The sequence below is a fragment of the Xaviernesmea oryzae genome (assembly GCF_900109605.1).
Taxonomy (GTDB): domain Bacteria; phylum Pseudomonadota; class Alphaproteobacteria; order Rhizobiales; family Rhizobiaceae; genus Xaviernesmea; species Xaviernesmea oryzae.
The window spans coordinates 58,791-77,451 of the sequence record NZ_FOAM01000010.1 but is presented as its reverse complement, the minus strand read 5'-3'; the positions used below and the strand labels follow the sequence as shown (position 1 = coordinate 77,451).

Sequence of the window (18,661 nt, the reverse complement as noted above, 5' to 3'; positions counted from 1 at the left end):
ATCCGGCGCCAGTTACCAACCGCCGAGACCTTCACCATGAGCCAGCCTCGCCTGAAACACTCTTATCGCCCTGCTTTCGCTTGGTTGCTGATGGCCGCACTCGGCCTGTGGCATCCGGCGCAGGCGCAGCAATTGACCACGCCGGTCGACGGCCCTGCCCTGACCGAAGAAGGCCCGGCTGCTGCTGGCTGCACGCGCGGCGATGTCATCGTCTATGGCGGCACCCCGGCCGGCATTGCGGCCGCGATCCAGGCAGCACGGTTGAAAAAGAAGGTTCTGCTCCTTGAGCCGACCATGCATATCGGCGGCATGATGGCGAGCGGGCTCAACAAGACCGACGCTTCGCCGCGTCGCGGCGTCTATGGCGGGATCGTCATGGAGTTCCTCGATCGTGCCCGGGCGAATTACGGGACGACCGATCCTGTTCGCATCTATTTCGAATCCAAATGGGCCGAAAAAACCTTTGCCGCGATGCTGCGCGACGACGGCGTCAAGCTGGTGCGCGGGCAGCTGATCGCCTCGGTCAAACGCAGTGGAAAGACCCTGTCCGTGCTGAAGACCACAGCCGGGCGCAGCTTCTGCGGCAGCGTCTATATCGATGCGAGTTACGAAGGTGACCTGATGAAGCTTTCCGGGGTGACCACGGTCGTCGGACGGGAGGCTAAAGCGAAATATGGCGAGGATGCTGCCGGTGTGCAAAAGCTCGCCTATCCCAATATCGCCACGACCGCCCAGCCGGACTTCATCATCATCGATCCCTATGTCATCGCCGGAAGACCGGAAAGCGGCCTTCTGCCCGACATCTCGCCTATCGGTCAGCAACCCATCGGTGCTGCGGACAAAAGCCTGATGGCGTTCAACTATCGCCTCTGCGTCACCCAGGTGCAGGGCAATCTACGCCCTTTCACCCAGCCATCGGATTACGATCCATTGCGCTATGAAAGCCTGGCGCGCTTTATCGCCGCCATGCATGCCAATGGGCAGGCAATATCGCCCAACTATTTCATTGGCAACAGCGACACGGTCAACGGCAAGCTCGACGTCAATTCCAACGCCTTTTTCAGCACCAACGTCTGGAACATCAGCTATGCCTATGCGACAGGCAGCGAGGCGCAGCGTGTGCAGCTTCGTGCTTCCGTGCGCAGCTATATTCAAGGCCTGCTGTGGTTCGCCGTCAGCGATCCGCGCGTTCCGGAAGACGTCCGGGCCTACACGGCGCAGTTCGGCTATTGCGCCGATGAGTTTGCCGACAATGGGAATTTTCCCTATCAGATCTATGTCCGGCAATCGCGCAGGCTCGTCGGGCAATATGTGCTGACAGAAAACGATCTGGAAAAGAAAGCGACCTTCAGCGACGGGATCGGGCTTGGCTATTACCCGATGGACCAGCACGGCATGATCCGCACCGTGCTGAACGGGGCGATCGGCGAGGATATCCGCGAGAGCATTTCTGTCGGCCCCTACCAGATCCCTTACCGGGCCATGCTGCCCAAGCGTAACGAGATAACCAATCTGCTCGTACCTGTCGCGCTGTCGACGAGCCATGTGGCCTATACCTCGGTTCGGGTAGAGCCCACTTATATGGTGCTGGGCCAGGCCGCAGGCGCAGCCGCCGCCCTGGCTCCCGGCGGAAACGTCAACAATATCAACATAGTACAACTCAGGCGCGAATTAATTGCCGCAGGCCAGATTATCCGCTGGCGCTAACGCGTGTTTGTTTTATAAACAAGCCATATTGATGTGATCCGGAAGATTGGGGCGTGCTGCGCCGCTTCAAAGTCAATTCCGCGGACAAACAGGATATGGATAGAATGCTCGCACGTCGGACAGGCGCGATCGCCACGTTTGTGCTCGCCATGGTTATGGCATTCAGCTCGGTCTCCTGCACGTTCGTCCAGGCACAGGAACTTGCCAATCCCGTTCTCGAGACGGAAGGAGACGCCGCGAGACGGTCAGCGTCCCGTGGCACATGCAAGAGCGCCGATGTCATCGTCTATGGCGCGACCCCAAGTGGCATCGCAGCGGCGATCCAGGCTGCAAGGCTGAAGAAGACGGTCATCCTTCTCGAACCCACCCAGCATATTGGCGGGATGATGGCGGGCGGCCTGAGCCGGACGGACGCGGCGCCGCATCGCGGCGTCTATGGCGGGATTGTCACCGAATTCTTCGACAAGGCCACCACGACCTATCAGCTGACGGATCCGATTCGCATCTATTTCGAAGCGAAGTGGGCCGAGCAGACTTTTGGCACGATGCTGAACGCCAGCAAGGTCACGGTCATTCGAGGCCAGCTGATTTCTTCGGTCAAGCTGAAAAATCGCGCGATCCAGTCTCTGACCACGACCTCGGGTAGAAGTTTTTGCGGGACGAGTTTCATCGATGCCAGCTATGAGGGCGATCTCATGCAGCGCTCGGGCGCAAAGACGATCGTCGGCCGCGAGTCGCAGGCACAATATGGGGAAGAGGACGCCGGCGTCGTCAAGCTGCGCCTTCCCCCTGTTGGCTCCAGAACCAACCCGACCGAGCTGGTCCTCGACCCCTATATCGTCCCCGGCGATCCGCAGAGCGGCTTGCTGCCCGGCCTGTCGCCTATTGGCCAGCAGCCGATCGGATCCGCCGACAAGAGCGTGATGGCGTTCAATTATCGGCTCTGCGTCACCAACACGCCCGGCAACAAGCGCCCCTTCACCAAACCGGCCGATTACGACCCGATGCGCTACGAAGCACATGCCCGGTTCATTGCGGCTTTGAATGCGCAGGGCCAGCCGATTTCGGAGAACTATTTCGTCGGCGCCGATCTCACAGTGAAGAACAAGCTGGACGTCAATTCGAACGCCTATTTCAGCACGGATGTCTGGAATATCGGCTATGATTACGCTGTCGGCAACGAAGCCAAGCGCCAGGAGATCCGCAAGTCGGTGCGCAGCTTCATCCAGGGTTTGATGTGGTTTGCGGTCAGCGATCCCCGCGTGCCTCAAGCCACGCGGGATTACACAGCGCAATACGGCTATTGCGCCGACGAATATACAGACAACGACAATTTTCCCTACCAGCTTTACGTTCGCCAGGCGCGGCGGCTGGTCGGCCAATATGTGCTGACCGAGAATGATCTGAAGAACAAGCCGAACTTCCTCGACTCCATCGGGGTTGGCTACGCGCCGCTCGACCAGCATGGCATGATCCGCACTGTGCAAGACGGCCATATTGCCGAGGACAATCGCTACCCCTTCTCCGTTGCTCCCTACCAGATCCCCTATCGTGCGCTGCTGCCAAATCGCAGCGACGTCACCAATCTTCTGGTCTCGGTGGCGGTCTCCGCCAGCCATGTCGCCTACACCTCTATCCGGATGGAACCGACCTATATGGTGATGGGCCAGGCCGCTGGCGCCGCGGCAGCTCTGGCGCCGGACGGCGACGTGAGCAAGGTCAGCATCGCCAAACTCAGGAGCACGCTGCTCAAAGCAGGACAAGTGCTCAAATGGGACAAGTCCATCCGCCTGAAGTCCTGACACGGGCCCGGCCGAGGCGGTCAACGATCAGAACCGCAGATCGTCTCCTTCATTTAATGCTTCAAAACAAACGCGAAACGGACATTGGAGATAAGCCTGTGAGACAAAGGCGTGCAGCAATCTTGGCCTCGATCCTGAGCGCCATGCCGCTGATGGACACCATGGCAACGCGGACCGGTGCTGCCGCCCAGGAACTGTCGACGGGCGATTTGAGCGCACCCGTTTCCGTATCAGAGACTGAAGCGGCATCGCAGCCCGGCTGCGCCCGTGCGGATGTCGTCGTCTATGGCGCGACGCCCTCTGGGATAGCCGCAGCGATCCAGGCCGCGCGGCTGAAGAAGGACGTCATCCTCCTCGAGCCGACACGACACATTGGCGGAATGATGACGAGTGGTCTGAACAAGACCGACACGGCTGGCAAACGCGGGATTTACGGCGGCATCGTCAAGGAATTCCTGGATAAGGCCCAGGATAAATACGGCATCGGCGATGCGCGATACGCCTATTTCGAGTCCAGATGGGCAGAGCGCACCTTTGGCGACATGCTGGAAAAGAACAATGTCCGGCTTGTCAAAGGGCAGCTGATCGCCTCCATTCGCCGCAGCGGCAAAACGATCCAATCCCTGACGGCAACATCAGGGCAAAGCTTTTGCGGACGCAGCTTCATCGATGCGAGCTATGAAGGCGATCTGATGATGCGTGCCGGCGTTCGTACCATCGTCGGGCGCGAAGCCAAGTCGAAATACCGTGAGGACGATGCAGGCGTGCAGAAGCTTGCCTATCCGCATGTGGGAGATGGCAGCGACAGGATCGATCTGGTCATCGATCCCTATATCGTGCCCCGTAAACCGGCGAGCGGCCTCTTGCCCGGTCTCTCCTCCATCGGGCAGCAGCCTGTCGGCAAGGCGGATAAGAGCCTGATGGCTTACAACTATCGCCTCTGCGTGACAACCGATCCGAAGAACATGCGGCCCTTCACCAAGCCGGTCGATTATGATCCCCTGCGATATGAGGCCGTGGCACGCTTCATCGCGGCCTTGGCGGAGAAGGGCCGGCACCTTTCCAGCCAATATTTCATCGGCGGCGGCGATACCGTCAACGACAAGCAGGACGTCAACTCCAATTCGTTTTTCAGCACCAATGTCTGGAATGTCGGTTATGACTATGCAACCGGCGACGAGGCAAAGCGCGAGCAAATTCGACAGTCCGTCCGCAGCTACATTCAGGGATATTTCTGGTTTGCGGTCAGCGACCCGCGCGTTCCCAAGAAAGCCCGGGAATTCACAGCGCAATATGGCTATTGCGCGGACGAATTCGTCGACAATGACAACTTCCCCTATCAGATGTATGTGCGTCAGGCGCGGCGCCTGGTCGGTCAGTTTGTTTTGACCGAAAACAATCTGAAACAGAGAACGAGCTTCAGCGACGGCATCGGGCTCGGCTATTATCCTCTGGATCAGCATGGCATGATCCGCACGGTCTTGAACGGGCATATCGCCGAGGATATCCGCGACGGCATCTCGCTTTCGCCCTATGAAATTCCCTATCGGGTGATGCTCCCAAGCCAGAAGGAGGTCAGCAACCTGCTGGTTTCGGTTGCGATCTCCACCAGCCATGTCGCCTATACATCCATCCGGGTGGAGCCGACCTATATGGTGCTTGGCCAGGCTGCGGGCGCCGCAGCCGCGCTGGCACCTGGCGGTAATGTGAACAAGGTGGATGTCCAGCGCCTGCGGCAAGAGCTTGCCAAGTCCGGGCAGGTTCTCAGCTGGTGGTAGCGGAAGGGGCCTCGAAGCCGCGATCCTAGGATCGCTGCCTGGCTTCGCCGCCGCTGTTTCCCAAGGCAGTCGCATGAGGTGCGGCCATGAGGCGCTGGAAGCGAGCGCCCCTGCAGCTGACAGGGGCGTCGATTGGCCGTTTTCCAGTCCCGCCAGGAGACGTTGCGTTAGTCATGATACCGGGCGACGCGATGACGCGTCGGCCTAATATGGCTCTACCGCTTCTTCCGGTTCTCGAAGGGGTTCTCCGAGGCGCGCACATGCAGGCGGATCGGCACGCCCGGCATGTCGAAATCATTGCGCAGGCTGTTGGTGAGATAGCGCAGATAGCTTTCCGGCACGGCGTCGGGTCTGGTGCAGGAGATCATGAAGCCCGGGGGGCGGGCTTTGACCTGGGTCATGTATTTCAGCTTCAGCCGGCGGCCGGAGACGGCCGGTGGCGGATGCTGGATCTGCTGGCTTTCGAGCCAGCGGTTGAGCCTCGCGGTGGAAACACGCCGGTTCCAGACCTTGTCCGTATCGATGATCGACTGCATCAGCTTGTCGAGACCGTAGCCCGTCTGGCCGGAGATCGGCACCGCGCGGATGCCGCGTGCCTGGGGTAAAAGGCGTTCGGTCTTTTCGCGCAGATCGGCAAGTGCCGCCTGTGGATCGTCCACAAGGTCCCATTTGTTGAAGGCGAGCACGGCGGCGCGGCCTTCGCGCAGGACGAGATCGACGAGCTGAAGGTCCTGCTTTTCGAATGGAATGGTGGCATCGAAAACGATCACCACGCTCTCGGCAAAACGGATCGAGCGCAGGCTGTCGGCCACCGACAGCTTCTCCAGCTTCTCCTGCACGCGGGCCTTACGGCGCATGCCGGCGGTGTCGAACATCTTGATCGTGCGGCCGCGCCAGTCCCACTCGACCGAGATCGAATCGCGGGTGATCCCGGCTTCCGGTCCGGTCAGCAGCCGGTCTTCCCCGAGAAAGCGGTTAATCAGCGTCGATTTGCCGGCATTGGGCCGGCCAATAATGGCCACGCGCAGCGGCTTGGTGTCGTCATAGGCCGGCTCGGCCTCGTCCTCGTCGTCGCTTGCCAAGGATCTTAGGTCGATGTCGGTCTCCGCCTCGTCGTCGGCCGGCGGATAGGCGCGGTCCTCGCCGATGGCCTCGACGATCGCGTCACGCAGATCGAGCATGCCCTGGCCATGCTCGGCCGAAACGGGGCAAGGTTCGCCAAGTCCGAGGGTGAAGGCATCGTAGAAGCCGGCATCGGATCCGCGCGCCTCGGACTTGTTGGCAACCAGCACCACCGGGCGGCCGCGCCGGCGCAGCATTTCGGCCAGCGTCTCGTCGGCCGGCGTCAGGCCCGCCTTGGCATCCACGACGAACAGGGTCAAATCCGCCTCGTCGATGGCGGCTTCCGTTTGCGCCCACATCCGGCCCTGGAGCGTCTCCGGGCCGGATTGCTCGAGACCGGCCGTATCGATGATGGTGAAGCGCAGATCGACCAGCCGCGCCTCGCCCGGCCGCCGGTCCCGCGTCACGCCGGGCGTGTCATCGACAAGCGCGAGCTTGCGGCCGACCAGGCGATTGAACAGCGTGGATTTTCCGACATTCGGCCGGCCGACGATGGCGACGGTGAAGCTCATGGTCCTTGTTCTTTCTTATCCAGCCGCGCCGGCATCGCCGCCCGAGGCGATCACGTCGAGCAGCATCTGCGCGCGGTTGGCGACATTGCGCGGGCTTTCGGCATCATTGGCAATGGCCTGAAACCAGGACTTCGCCTTTTCCTTGTCGCCTGCCTTGTAGGCCGAGAGGCCGAGGACCTCGCGGGCAGAGTGGCGCATCGGATTGCCGGCAACTGCCAGAGGCTCCACCTCGGCCGCCACCTGCGGATAGGATCCGGTATCGATCATCAGATAGGCCGCGCGCAGCTTGGCGGCGTCGCGCATCGGCGCCTCGACGCTCTGATCGTCCGCCACCGCCTTGAAGGCAGCGATGGCCGCGGCGGTATCGCCCTTTTGCGCCTGCAGCGTGGCAACGCGCATGCGCGCCAGCACGGGATAGCTGCCATGGCCATTGGCTTCGAGCGTCTTGAGGTCGGCGATGGCCTCGTCGGTGCGGCTCTGCTTGGCCAGCGTCAGCGCGGCCAGGAAGGCGTCGCCAGAGGCGGAAGCCGAGCTGTCGCGCCAGTAGTCATAGGCAACCTTGCCGATCGTGCCGACGACGATCAAAAGCGCGATGGCGATGATCACGCCGCCAAAGCGCAGCCAGGCCGCCCGCACCTGATCGGAGCGCAGCTCCTCGTTGACCTCACGAATGAAGCTGTCGTTCTGGTTCGCCATCCACGTCCCCGGTTGTCCGGCCTTCTTCGTCTGCATGAGCGCACGCCGCCGACCCGACAGGGCCGATGCGCTCGCTCTTCAATTGGGCATCGCTTGAGCGAAAGACGGTGTCATCTGCCGGCCCGATGCATCAAGCGGAATGCCGGCTTCTAGCCTATTTTGCGCCGAATGTAAGGGGGCGCAGCGCCATGCCCGCCGCGCAAGGCCTGAAATTCCGCATGGGCCCACCAGGGTAGGCCCCTTCCTCGCTCAGCTCATGGGCAGCGGCGAAACGCCGATCAGCCATTCATGCAGACGCCAGACCATCAGCGCGTAGAGAAGCAGGCCGATAACGATGGCGTAGGTGTCGTATCGCGACGATTTGAACACGGGAAGAACAGCCTCGCCCCGTCTCTCCCGCCGCTTCAGCGAAATGCGCAGGATCACGCCCCAGGCCAGAAAGGCGACGAAGAGAATGACCGAGGCGGTCTCGCCATTGGACAGAAGATGCGCGAGCGCCCAGATCTTGACCGCCAGCACCTGCGGATGCTTCACCGCCACCGCGATGCGCCCGGCCGGCAGAAAGCCGGCCACGAGACAGATCATCGCCGGCACCATCAGCAGCAGCGTCAGATGCTTCAGGCCGACAGGCGGATTGTAGAGCATGCCGGTGACGGCGCGCGCCTCGCCGAACCCATAGACCAGCAGCGCGAGGCCCGCGAGGCTGACGAGCGAATAAAGCCCGCGCCATGGCCCAACGCCGATCCGGGCGATCACGGCGGTGCGAAAGCCCGGCGCCACGACATGAACGAGATGCGAGCCGAGGAAGATCAGAATGCCGAGAATGAGCAGGGTCATGAAAGCGCGCCTTGGGTGAAATGGTCAGCGGAAACATCCGACTGGGTCGACGGATCTCCAGGGGCAAGTGATACTGCATCTGCGGCGAAACCGAAATCGCCGGATGGATCATACAGGATCGTGTCGAGCGGTCGCGACGATCAATCCTTGAGCGGGGTCTCAGCCGGGCCCGGCCGCCTCCGTTCGACATTCCGCTGCACGGACCTCGCCGCTCTGGCTCCGTTTACGCAGGCGGCCGTTGCCTGGACCAGCTTGGCGCAAGCATGATGCATTGAGCTTGATCAAAGCTTTGCCGCATTGCTGACCGAAAGGCTACAGCACCTCTCGCCGGCACGGCACCTTCGCGCTCGCCGCGCATCATCTCCCCACAGGTTTATGCCAAGCCCATGCATGCCTATCGCTCCGCTTTGTCCATGCTTCTCCCCGCCTGTCTTGCTCTCGGCGTCCTTGCGCCAGCAGCCGAAGCGCAGGCGCCGCGCCCGCCCCAGCTCGTCATCGTGTCCTTCGATGGCGCCCATGACAATGCGCTCTGGTCTCGCAGCCTGGATCTCGCCACACGGACGCATGCGCACTTCACCTATTTTCTCTCCTGCACCTTTCTGATGACCAAGAAAGAAGGCGGCAGGGCCTATGCCGCTCCAGGCCATTCGGTCGGTCGCTCCAATGTCGGCTTTGCCCAGAGCCAGGAGGAGATCGCTCTCCGGGTGCGCCATATCTGGCAGGCGCATCAGGCCGGTCACGATATTGGCAGCCATGCCTGCGGCCATTTCGACGGCAAGGATTGGACGAAAGACGATTGGTCGCGCGAATTTGCCGCCTTCACGCAGGCGCTCGGCGGCGCCTGGGAGGCGGCCGGCATCCAGTCCGAGGAGCCGGAAGGCTGGCAGGACTTCGCGCATCACGGGATCCACGGATTTCGCGCGCCCTATCTTTCGACCAGCGCCGGTCTGCTGCCGGCCGAGCAGGCTGCGGGATTCGCCTATGATGCGAGCCTGGTGACCAAAGGTCCGGCGCTGCCTGTCGAGGAGGATGGCCTTCCGCGCTTCGGCCTGCCGACCATTCCGGAAGGGCCCTCGTCGCGGCGGGTGATTGCCATGGATTACAATCTCTTCGTTCGCCACTCCATGGGGGTGGAGAACAAGAAGGACAGCGCGCTTTTCGAGGAGCGGACAATTGCCGCCTATCGCGCAGCCTTTGAGGCGCAATATGCGGGTGAGCGCGTGCCGCTGCAGCTCGGCTTTCATTTCGTGGAGATGAATGGCGGCGCCTATTGGCGCGCATTGGAGCGCTTCCTCAGCGAAACCTGCGGCCGAGAGGACGTGGCCTGCGTCAGCTATGCGGAAGCGCTTGAGCGGCTGAAAAGCGACCATGCCGGCCGGCCGGCGCAGGGCGCGCTTTAAAGCGCATCGGATTATCTTTCAAAGACAAGGGCCCCGGCTGGCAAAACCGGGGCCCTTGTCCGTTTCATGGGGAAGTCGTGAACACGGGATCAGGGCGCGGCCGGCGCCTGCTGTTCCTCGCTCTCGCCCCTCAGATAGCGCTCGTCGATCGGCGGCAGCGGCGCATCGTCGATCGCCGCTTCGAAGGCCTTGAGGCGCTTGTGGATCGACAGCAGCTCGATAATCGTGGTCCAGGAATTGACCAGATACTGGAACGAGTTCGACACTTGGCCGAAGGCCGTGGAGATCTGCTGGTAGATGCCGTAGGTGATCTTGCCGGCGACGATCGTCGGCACCAGCATGAAAGTGACGAAGAGGGCGTCGGCCTGCACATAGAAATAGCGAGCGACGTTGAAGTAAAGATAGTGGAAATACATGCGGAAATAATTACGCCTGACGTTTGAAAACAGCTCAACCACGGTGATCGGCTGAGCACGGTCCATATGGTCCTCGCCATAGACCAGCTCTTTTCGATAGGCCGCTTCAACGCGCTGGTTGCGGAAATGCAGGCCCGGCAGCTTGATGCCGGCAATCGCCAGCAAAGCCGTGCCGAAGATCGACCAGCCAATGGCCAGCCAGAACAGCGTGTGCGGGATCTCGCCGATGATCGGCAGCGTCGTTACATAGGACGACAGCGCAAAAAGGATCGGCAGGAAGGCGATCAGCGTCATCACCGAATTGATCAGGCTGACGCCCAGCCCCTCGAGAATATTGGCGAAGCGCATCGTATCTTCCTGGATACGCTGCGAGGCGCCTTCGATGTGGCGAACCTTCTCCCATTTCGAGATGTAATAGTCGTTCATGGCATTGCGCCAACGGAAGACGTAGTGGCTGACGAAAAAGTCGGTGATGATCGAGACGAACATGCTGAGAAAGGCGATCTGGCAGAAGACCAGCATCAGCGAGTAGAAATCGCCGACGGTGATGCCCGGCTTGCCGGTCAGCGCATTTTGCAGGAGGTCGCCGAAGGGACGGCGCCAGTTGTTGATGGCCACATAGACCTGCACGCCGAAATAGGTCGAGAAGATGATCAGCGCCGAGCCCCAAATCGACCAGTCAATCCAAGGGTGATTGCGCGCAAGCACCGTCCATGTGCCGCAAAAGGCCAGCGTGCAGACGATAAAATAGGAATAGAACCATCGATTGTCGGGGGTCAGGAAGAACCGCAGATCGATCGGCGTCTGTCCTTCAGGCGGCGCGGTATAGCCCAGCGAATTGCCCCAATCGGCGACAAAGCCATACCAGAGAAAAATGCAGACCAGCGTCCAGACGATGAGGGAGGTGAAGAACAGCTTCGGCTTCGGGAAGAAGGAATGGAACAAGGTGGCACTCGCTTTGATGCGCACGGTCTGATGCGTGCTTCGCAGGTGCGTCACGCTAGGCCAGAACCGCGCATGAAACAATTGCGTGGACGGAACCTTACAGCGATTTAAGGATGCTTGGACTTGGCCGGCCGGACCCGGCAGGCGGTCCGGCGCTCACAGCCTGGCCGCTGCACGGATCGACCGGCCGCTAAGCGCCAGCACGCCGGCAGCCAGCATCAGCACGGCGGCGGCCGCGAGCGTAGCGGGCGTATAGGTGCCGGATCGTTCCGTCAGCCAGCCGGCAACGAGCGGCCCGATGATCTGGCCGATGCCGAAGGCAGCGGTCATGATCGCCAGCGCCTTGCGCTCCGATCCGGGAGACAGGGCGCGGGCAAGATGGAGCCCGAAGGCGGTAATGACCATGAAGGTGGCACCCAGCAGAAGCCCGCCGAGGATCGGTGCCAGCGGAAAAGGCAGGGTGACCGTGAGCAGCAGGCCCACCGCCTCGAGCGCCAACGCGCAGAGATAGGCCCGGACGATGCCGAAACGGGCCATGACGGGGCGCCAGACGAAGAGCGACACGACGGCGCTGAGCCCAGTGACGAACCAGCAGAGAAATTCCACCATCTGCCCGCCTGCAACCGCATGGGCCGCTTGGCCGCGCGCCATGGCCACAAGGAAGGTGGCGGTGACGACATAGCCGAAACCGAAAAGGCCATAGGTCAGCGCCACGGTGGAAAAGGCGCGCGACCAGAGGAGCGGCGCTTCGCGCTGGCCGGCTTCGTGGCCGCTGCGGGCCGCGCCATCCGGAAGCAGCAGGCCGACCAGCGCAGTGCCGGCCAGCGCCACGAGCGCCGAGCCCGCCCAGGCTTCGCGCCACGCAGGCCAGGCGGCGTTCGGCCTGGTGGTGACGAGGAAGACCAGCAGCGACGAGACGGCGATGCCCAGGCCAACACCGGCAAAATGCACGGACTGCACATGTGCATTGCCCGCCTCTGCCCCCCGGGTGAGCACGATCTGCGACAGGAAAATCATCGCGAAGGCGCTGGCGAGACCGGCCAGGAAGCGCAGGGTGGCAAAGAGGATGACGGAGCTGCCGAGACTCATGCCGGCAAGCAGCATACTGGTGGCCAGCAGGGCGCCGAGACCGATGGTCTTTTCCCGCCCCTCGCCCCAGCCCTGGCCCGCGCAAACCGCGCCGACCAGATAGCCGATGAAATTGGCCGAGGCGATCAGCCCGGCATCGCCCGCCGTCAAATGCAGGTCACCCATCATGCCCGGCAGGATGGGGGTGAAAGAGAACCGGCCGAAGCCCATGGCAACCGCCATGGCGATGGCGCCGGCCAAAGCCGTCGAGGCCAGCCGACGCCGGTCGCCGCGCAGGCCAGCGCTCATCGTCCCGCACCTTTCGTCTGCCCCCTCACGCCGCGACGCTCGGCATGGTGACGATCACCGCGCCCGTCCGGGTGGCCACCACCGTGTGCTCGAACTGCACGGTCGGCGCGCGGGGCTCGCTATAAAGCGTCCAGTCGTCCTCGCCGCCTTCGGCCCATTGGCCACCGAGCGACAGGAAGGGTTCGACGGTGAAGACCAGGCCATCGGTGATCACCCGCTTGTCGCGCTTGTCGGGCCAGGTGGCAATTTCGGTCGGCTCCTCATGCAGCGAACGGCCGACGCCGTGGCTGGCAAGATTGGTGATCAGCGTATAGCGATGCTTACGGGCAAAGCCACCGATGGCCGTCCCGATGGCCGACAGAGGCCGGCCGGCACGCACCTCGCTCAAGCCCACGAAGAGCGCCCGGCGGCCGTCCCGGCACAGGCGTTCGATCGAGGATTTGACGGGCGGCAGGAAGGTGGATGCGCCGGTATCGGCGAAAAACCCATCCTTTTCGGCCGAAACGTCGATATTGATCAGATCTCCCGGGCGGATCACGCGCTTGCCGGGGATGCCGTGCGCGACCTCCTCATTGACGCTGATGCAGGTGGCGCCGGGAAATTTATAGGAGAGCTCCGGCGCCGAGCGCGCGCCCTCGCGCTCCAGCAAGGCACGGCCGATCGCATCCAGCTCCGCCGTCGTCATGCCGGGCTCCAGCGCCGCCGTCATGGTCTGCAGCGCGTCGGCACAGATGCGGCCGATTTCCTTCAGCTTTTCAAGATCATTGTCATTGTCGAGGGTCATGCTTTTCTACAATCTCTGCTGTCCGGCCTTGGCTGGCTGGTCGGCGTGCAGGCACGCCGTCATCGCAACCGCTTTTTCATGCCGCCGCATCGCTGGCAAGGGCCTGCCGCACCATGGGCGCCACCTTGGTGCCGTAGAGCTCGATGCCGCGCATGATCTGGTCATGCGGCATCAGGCCGATCGCCATCTGCAGGAGGAACCGGTCATTGCGGAAGATGCGGGCATGGCGAATGATCTTCTCGGCCACCAGATCGGGATCGCCGAGGAACAGATTCCCATTGGGCCCGCGCGACTGGTCGAACTGGGCTCGGTTGGTCGGACCCCAGCCCCGCTCCCGTCCGATGCGGTTCATCACGGCGGCCTGAGGGCCATAAAACTGGTCGGCAGCCTGATCCGTGGTGTCGGCAATGAAGCCATGCACGTTGATGCTGGTCTTCAACCGGGCCGGATCGCGGCCGGAGCGGCGTGCGGCCTCGCGGTAGAGATCGAAGAGCGGTGCATAGCGCGCGGGTTCGCCGCCGATGATAGCCAGCGCGAAAGGCAGGCCGAGCGCGGCAGCGCGCACCACCGATTGCGGCGTTCCGCCAACGGCGACCCAGATCGGCAGATTCTCCTGAAGCGGACGCGGATAGACCCCGCGCTGGTGAATCGCGGGCCGCATGCCGCCCTCCCAATCGACCACCTCATTTTCGCTGAGCGCGATCAGCAGACGCAGCTTTTCCTCGAAAAGCTCGTCATAATCCTCCAGCCGATAGCCGAAGAGCGGGAAGGACTCGATGAACGAGCCGCGCCCGGCCATGATTTCCGCGCGCCCGCCCGATATCAGATCAAGCGTCGAGAACTGCTGGAAGACGCGAACCGGATCATCCGACGACAACACGCTGACGGCGCTGGTCAGGCGGATGCGCTTGGTGCGCGCGGCCGCAGCCGCCAGAACCACGGCAGGCGCCGAGACGGCGTAATCCGGCCGGTGATGCTCGCCAAGACCGAAGACATCGAGCCCGACCTGATCGGCCAGTTCGATCTCCTCGATCAGGTGACGAAGGCGCTCCTCGCCCTCTGGCCCCCGCCCTCGCGGCGCCTGCGGATCGACATCCGCGAAGGTGTAGAGCCCCAATTCCATCGCACCGCTCCCGGACAATTCGATCGACTTTGATCAATAGCTGACAGATAGTCCCGCCCAGCGATCCGCGCCAGTCCCTCAGCCAAGAACGCACCGTTCTCCGCACCAGCGTTGTGGCTCTCGGCAACCGTCACAGAGCCAGCATGGCGCGAAAAATGCAATTGTCACTCACAGCGCTTTGGGCATAGTTTGACGACAACAAGAATCCAGACGGGGCAGCATGACATCGGACACCGGCACGATCCGCTTCATCCTCAACGATCGCAGTGTGGCGCTCGACGATGTCGGCGCGACGACAACTCTGCTTGACCATCTGCGCCTCGCCCGCCGGCTGACCGGCACCAAGGAAGGCTGCGCGGAAGGCGATTGCGGAGCCTGCACGGTGCTGGTCGGGCGGCTTGCAGGCGACGAGTTGGTCTATGAAGGCGTCAATGCCTGCATCCGCTTCGTGGGCTCGCTCCATGCGACTCACGTGGTGACCGTCGAGCATCTGGCGGCGAAAGACGGGGCCTTGCATCCGGTGCAGCAGGCCATGGTCGATTATCACGGCTCGCAATGCGGCTTCTGCACGCCGGGCTTCGTCATGTCCCTCTACGGGCTCTGGCTTTCCAAGGACCGGCCCGGCCGCGCCGATATCGAAAAGGCGCTTCAGGGCAATCTCTGTCGATGCACCGGCTATGAACCGATCGTGCGCGCGGCCGAGGCGGTGGCAGAGGCGCGGCCCGATGCGGTCTTCGATCCCATCCTCGCCATGCGCGCGCGGGTGAAGACCGAGCTGAAGGCAATGAAGACCGGCGCGACCATCGCCGTTGGCGAAGGCCGTAGGCTGGTCGTGCCTGGCACGGTCGAGGCGCTGGCCGAGGTGCTGGACAGCCATCCGCAGGCCACCATCGTTGCCGGCTCCACCGACGTCGGCCTCTGGGTGACCAAGCAGATGCGCGAGATCGCGCCCGTGGTTTTCATCAATGGCTTGGACGCACTTCAGACCATCGAGGAAACACCCGAAGGCGTCACGCTCGGCGCCGGCGTCAGCTATTCCGCCGCTTATCCGCTGCTTTCCCGCCTCTACCCTGCTTTCGGCCGGCTGATCGACCGGATCGGCGGCGACCAGGTGCGCAATATGGGCACGATTGGTGGCAATGTCGCCAATGGCTCGCCGATCGGCGACACGCCGCCGGCCCTGATCGCGCTCGGCGCGACACTGACCCTGCGCTCGAAGAAAGGCAGCCGCAGCCTGCCGCTGCAGAATTTCTTCATTCAATACGGGCGCCAGGACCGCCAGCCCGGCGAGTTCGTCGAGAGCCTGTTCATCCCGGCGCTCGCCCCTGACGCGCATTTCTCCGTCTACAAGATCTCCAAGCGCCGGGATGAGGATATTTCCGCGCTCTGCGGCGCCTTCCATCTGAGGCTCGATGCCGATGGCAAGGTCAAGACGCTGTCCATCGCCTTTGGCGGCATGGCGGGAACCCCGAAGCGGGCGTCGCAGACGGAAGCGGCAATGATTGGCCGCCTTTGGACCGAGGAGACGGTCGCGCTCGGCCAGGCAGCGCTGGCGAAAGACTTTCAGCCGCTGACAGATTGGCGCGCCAGCGCCGCCTATCGCAACCTAGCGGCCGCCAATCTCTTGACCCGCTTCTATTTGGAAACGCGCGGCGAAGGCTGCGAACTGACCCGCTTCGAAGGCGCTGCCTGAAGCGCTGGGGTCGGCTCGCGCCATGTGCGGGTCCATGCAATCGAGTGAAACGGCGGCGTGCTCGCCGTGCCCTCGCCTTTGATATCGCCGCCTTATGAGGCAGCCTCAAGAGGAGGACATCTTCCATGGATGCCACCGCTTTCGAAGACAAGACCGTCACCCCTCTCTCTGGCCCAATGCATGCGGCGCGCCGGCATGATTCCGCGCATAAGCATGTAGCCGGCTCGGCGGATTATATCGACGACATGCCGGAGCCGGCTGGCACGCTGCATGCCGCGCTCGGCATGACCGACCGGGCGCATGCGGAAATCCTGTCGATGGATTTCTCCGACGTCGAAAAGGCGCCGGGCGTTGTCTGCGTCCTGACCGCGCGCGACATGCCCCATTCCAACGATATCAGCCCCAGCCATCTCGATGACGAGCCGGTGCTGGCGGATGGGCTCGTGCAGTTTCACGGCCAGCCGGCCTTCGTCGTCATTGCCGAGACCCGCGACCAAGCGCGCCGCGCCGCACGGCTTGCGAAGATCGACTATCGCGACCTGCCGCATATCATCGACCCTGCGGACGCCATCGAGAAGGGCGGAACGCTGGTCACCAAGCCGCTGACGCTGAAACGCGGCGAGGCTGAGACGGCGCTTGATCACGCACCGCGGCAGCTCCGTGGCCGCATGCGCATCGGCGGGCAGGAGCATTTCTATCTCGAAGGCCATATCGCCTTCGCCATTCCCGGCGAGGATGACGATGTGACCGTCTGGTCCTCGACCCAGCATCCGAGCGAGGTACAGCACATGGTGTCCCACGTGCTCGACGTGCCCTCTCATGCGGTCACCGTCCAGGTCCGGCGCATGGGCGGCGGCTTCGGTGGCAAGGAAACGCAGGGCAACCAGTTCGCCGTACTCGCCGCCGTGGCCGCCAAGAAACTGAACCGCCCAGTGAAATTCCGCCCTGACCGGGACGAGGATATGTGTGCGACCGGCAAGCGGCATGATTTCCTGGTCGATTATCAGGTGGGCTTCGATGATGAAGGCCATATCCTCGCGGTCAAGGCGAATTACGCCGCGCGCTGCGGCTTCTCCTCCGACCTGTCAGGCCCGGTGACCGACCGCGCACTGTTTCATGCCGACAATGCCTATTTTTACCCGCATGTGCTTCTGACCTCACAGCCGCTGAAGACCAACACCGTCTCCAACACCGCCTATCGCGGCTTTGGCGGGCCGCAGGGCATGGTCGGCGGCGAGCGGATGATCGAGGAGGTCGCCTATGCGCTCGGCCTCGATCCGCTTCAGGTGCGCAAACGCAACTTCTATGGCGAGCCGGGCTCTGGCCGCGATCTCACCCCCTATCACCAGGAGGTCGAGGACAACATCATCGCCCGTCTGGTGGACGAGCTGGAGCGCGATGCCGATTACCAGGCTCGCCGCGCCGCCATCCTCGATTTCAACGCGAAAAGCCGGGTCATCAAGAAGGGCATCGCGCTCACGCCGGTGAAATTCGGCATCTCCTTCACGATGACGGCCTTCAACCAGGCCGGTGCCCTCGTCCATGTCTATCAGGATGGCTCGATCCACCTGAATCATGGCGGCACGGAAATGGGCCAGGGCCTCTATACCAAGGTCGCCCAGGTGATTGCCGATTGCTTCCAGGTCGATCTCGAGCGGGTGAAGATCACCGCCACGACCACCGGCAAGGTGCCGAACACCTCGGCCACCGCCGCCTCTTCCGGTTCGGATCTGAACGGCATGGCGGCCTTCGACGCGGCACGCCAGATCAAGGAGCGGCTGATCGCCTTTGCCGCAGAGCGCTGGCAGACGACGCCCGATGCCATCCGTTTCGTGGCGAACCATGTGGAGATCGGCGAGGAGCGCGTGTCCTTCCCCGACCTCGTCAAGCAGGCCTATTTCGCCCGCGTCCATCTTTCGGCCGCCGGCTTCTACAAGACGCCGAAGATCCACTGGAACCGCGAAACCGGGCGCGGCATGCCCTTCTATTATTTCGCTTACGGCGCCTCCTGCTCGGAAGTATCCATCGACACGCTGACGGGCGAATATCTGGTCGAGCGCGTCGATGTGCTGCACGATGTCGGCCGCTCGCTCAATCCGGCAATCGATATCGGCCAGGTCGAAGGCGCCTTTGTTCAAGGCATGGGCTGGCTGACGACCGAAGAGCTCTGGTGGGACGACAAGGGCCGGCTGCGCACGCATGCGCCCTCCACTTATAAGATCCCGCTCGCCTCCGACCGGCCGAAGATCTTCAACGTCAAGCTGGCCGACTGGTCGGAAAACCGCCAGCCGACCATCGGCCGCTCCAAAGCCGTGGGTGAGCCGCCCTTCATGCTGCCAATTTCCGTGCTCGAAGCGCTGTCCATGGCGGTCGCGTCCGTCGCCGACTATCGCGAATGTCCGCGGCTCGACGCGCCGGCGACGCCGGAACGCGTGCTGATGGCCGTGGAGCGGCTGAAGCGAGGCTGAG

General features: G+C 62.7%; 13 protein-coding genes. 6 read left to right on the top strand and 7 right to left on the bottom strand.

The features are described from left to right. The first annotated feature begins 36 nt into the window (after positions 1-36). From BMX61_RS13825 to BMX61_RS13815, 3 genes are all read left to right on the top strand, one after another. Positions 37-1,707 (top strand): FAD-dependent oxidoreductase, encoded by a 1,671-nt coding sequence (locus tag BMX61_RS13825; protein ID WP_083639487.1) that lies wholly within the window; start codon positions 37-39, stop codon positions 1,705-1,707. A gap of 104 nt (positions 1,708-1,811) precedes the next feature. Continuing rightward, a complete protein-coding gene (locus BMX61_RS13820) occupies positions 1,812-3,509 on the top strand; it encodes an FAD-dependent oxidoreductase (protein WP_170854944.1) in 1,698 nt (565 codons plus the stop codon). Positions 3,510-3,631: 122 nt separating this feature from the next. Then, positions 3,632-5,287 (top strand): FAD-dependent oxidoreductase, encoded by a 1,656-nt coding sequence (locus BMX61_RS13815; protein WP_170854943.1) that lies wholly within the window; start codon positions 3,632-3,634, stop codon positions 5,285-5,287. A gap of 215 nt (positions 5,288-5,502) precedes the next feature. On the opposite strand, the gene der is transcribed toward BMX61_RS13815, so the two are convergent. The 3 genes from der to BMX61_RS13800 all read right to left on the bottom strand — a co-directional run bounded on the left by der (position 5,503) and on the right by BMX61_RS13800 (position 8,454). Next, positions 5,503-6,921: a ribosome biogenesis GTPase Der gene (gene der / locus BMX61_RS13810; RefSeq protein WP_075628271.1), complete on the bottom strand. Its 1,419-nt coding sequence runs from the start codon at positions 6,919-6,921 to the stop codon at positions 5,503-5,505. A gap of 15 nt (positions 6,922-6,936) precedes the next feature. Continuing rightward, positions 6,937-7,617, bottom strand: coding sequence for a tetratricopeptide repeat protein (locus tag BMX61_RS13805; protein WP_075628272.1), 681 nt, complete (start codon positions 7,615-7,617; stop codon positions 6,937-6,939). Positions 7,618-7,866: 249 nt separating this feature from the next. Further along, complete coding sequence (locus BMX61_RS13800; RefSeq protein ID WP_075628273.1) at positions 7,867-8,454, bottom strand: NnrU family protein; 588 nt, start codon at positions 8,452-8,454, stop codon at positions 7,867-7,869. 386 nt (positions 8,455-8,840) lie between these two features. Here BMX61_RS13800 and BMX61_RS13795 point away from each other — a divergent pair, with 386 nt between their 5' ends. Continuing rightward, positions 8,841-9,854 carry a polysaccharide deacetylase family protein gene (locus BMX61_RS13795; protein WP_092742753.1) on the top strand — a complete coding sequence of 338 codons (1,014 nt, stop codon included), beginning with the start codon at positions 8,841-8,843 and terminating at the stop codon, positions 9,852-9,854. Positions 9,855-9,943: 89 nt separating this feature from the next. On the opposite strand, the gene sbmA is transcribed toward BMX61_RS13795, so the two are convergent. From sbmA to BMX61_RS13775, 4 genes are all read right to left on the bottom strand, one after another. Then, complete coding sequence (sbmA, locus tag BMX61_RS13790) at positions 9,944-11,215, bottom strand: peptide antibiotic transporter SbmA (protein ID WP_075628341.1); 1,272 nt, start codon at positions 11,213-11,215, stop codon at positions 9,944-9,946. Positions 11,216-11,371: 156 nt separating this feature from the next. Then, positions 11,372-12,592 (bottom strand): YbfB/YjiJ family MFS transporter, encoded by a 1,221-nt coding sequence (locus BMX61_RS13785; RefSeq protein ID WP_075628274.1) that lies wholly within the window; start codon positions 12,590-12,592, stop codon positions 11,372-11,374. A gap of 25 nt (positions 12,593-12,617) precedes the next feature. Further along, a complete protein-coding gene (gene map / locus BMX61_RS13780) occupies positions 12,618-13,376 on the bottom strand; it encodes a type I methionyl aminopeptidase (RefSeq protein WP_075628275.1) in 759 nt (252 codons plus the stop codon). A 76-nt stretch (positions 13,377-13,452) separates the two neighbouring features. Further along, complete coding sequence (locus BMX61_RS13775) at positions 13,453-14,499, bottom strand: LLM class flavin-dependent oxidoreductase (protein ID WP_075628276.1); 1,047 nt, start codon at positions 14,497-14,499, stop codon at positions 13,453-13,455. A gap of 220 nt (positions 14,500-14,719) precedes the next feature. On the opposite strand from BMX61_RS13775, the gene xdhA reads away from it, so the two are divergent. Together xdhA and xdhB are read left to right on the top strand one after the other, a co-directional pair. Next, positions 14,720-16,192 (top strand): xanthine dehydrogenase small subunit, encoded by a 1,473-nt coding sequence (gene xdhA, locus BMX61_RS13770; RefSeq protein ID WP_075628277.1) that lies wholly within the window; start codon positions 14,720-14,722, stop codon positions 16,190-16,192. A 125-nt stretch (positions 16,193-16,317) separates the two neighbouring features. Further along, positions 16,318-18,660: a xanthine dehydrogenase molybdopterin binding subunit gene (xdhB, locus tag BMX61_RS13765; RefSeq protein ID WP_075628278.1), complete on the top strand. Its 2,343-nt coding sequence runs from the start codon at positions 16,318-16,320 to the stop codon at positions 18,658-18,660. The last annotated feature ends 1 nt before the right edge of the window (position 18,661 follow it).

Coding starts and splice junctions, on each gene's coding strand:
- BMX61_RS13825 (WP_083639487.1), top strand. CDS start 37: ATGAGCCAGCCTCGCCTGAAACACTCTTATCGCCCTGCTTTCGCTTGG.
- BMX61_RS13820 (WP_170854944.1), top strand. CDS start 1,812: ATGCTCGCACGTCGGACAGGCGCGATCGCCACGTTTGTGCTCGCCATG.
- der (WP_075628271.1), bottom strand. CDS start 6,921: ATGAGCTTCACCGTCGCCATCGTCGGCCGGCCGAATGTCGGAAAATCC.
- BMX61_RS13805 (WP_075628272.1), bottom strand. CDS start 7,617: ATGGCGAACCAGAACGACAGCTTCATTCGTGAGGTCAACGAGGAGCTG.
- BMX61_RS13800 (WP_075628273.1), bottom strand. CDS start 8,454: ATGACCCTGCTCATTCTCGGCATTCTGATCTTCCTCGGCTCGCATCTC.
- BMX61_RS13795 (WP_092742753.1), top strand. CDS start 8,841: ATGCATGCCTATCGCTCCGCTTTGTCCATGCTTCTCCCCGCCTGTCTT.
- BMX61_RS13785 (WP_075628274.1), bottom strand. CDS start 12,592: ATGAGCGCTGGCCTGCGCGGCGACCGGCGTCGGCTGGCCTCGACGGCT.
- map (WP_075628275.1), bottom strand. CDS start 13,376: ATGACCCTCGACAATGACAATGATCTTGAAAAGCTGAAGGAAATCGGC.
- BMX61_RS13775 (WP_075628276.1), bottom strand. CDS start 14,499: ATGGAATTGGGGCTCTACACCTTCGCGGATGTCGATCCGCAGGCGCCG.
- xdhA (WP_075628277.1), top strand. CDS start 14,720: ATGACATCGGACACCGGCACGATCCGCTTCATCCTCAACGATCGCAGT.
- xdhB (WP_075628278.1), top strand. CDS start 16,318: ATGGATGCCACCGCTTTCGAAGACAAGACCGTCACCCCTCTCTCTGGC.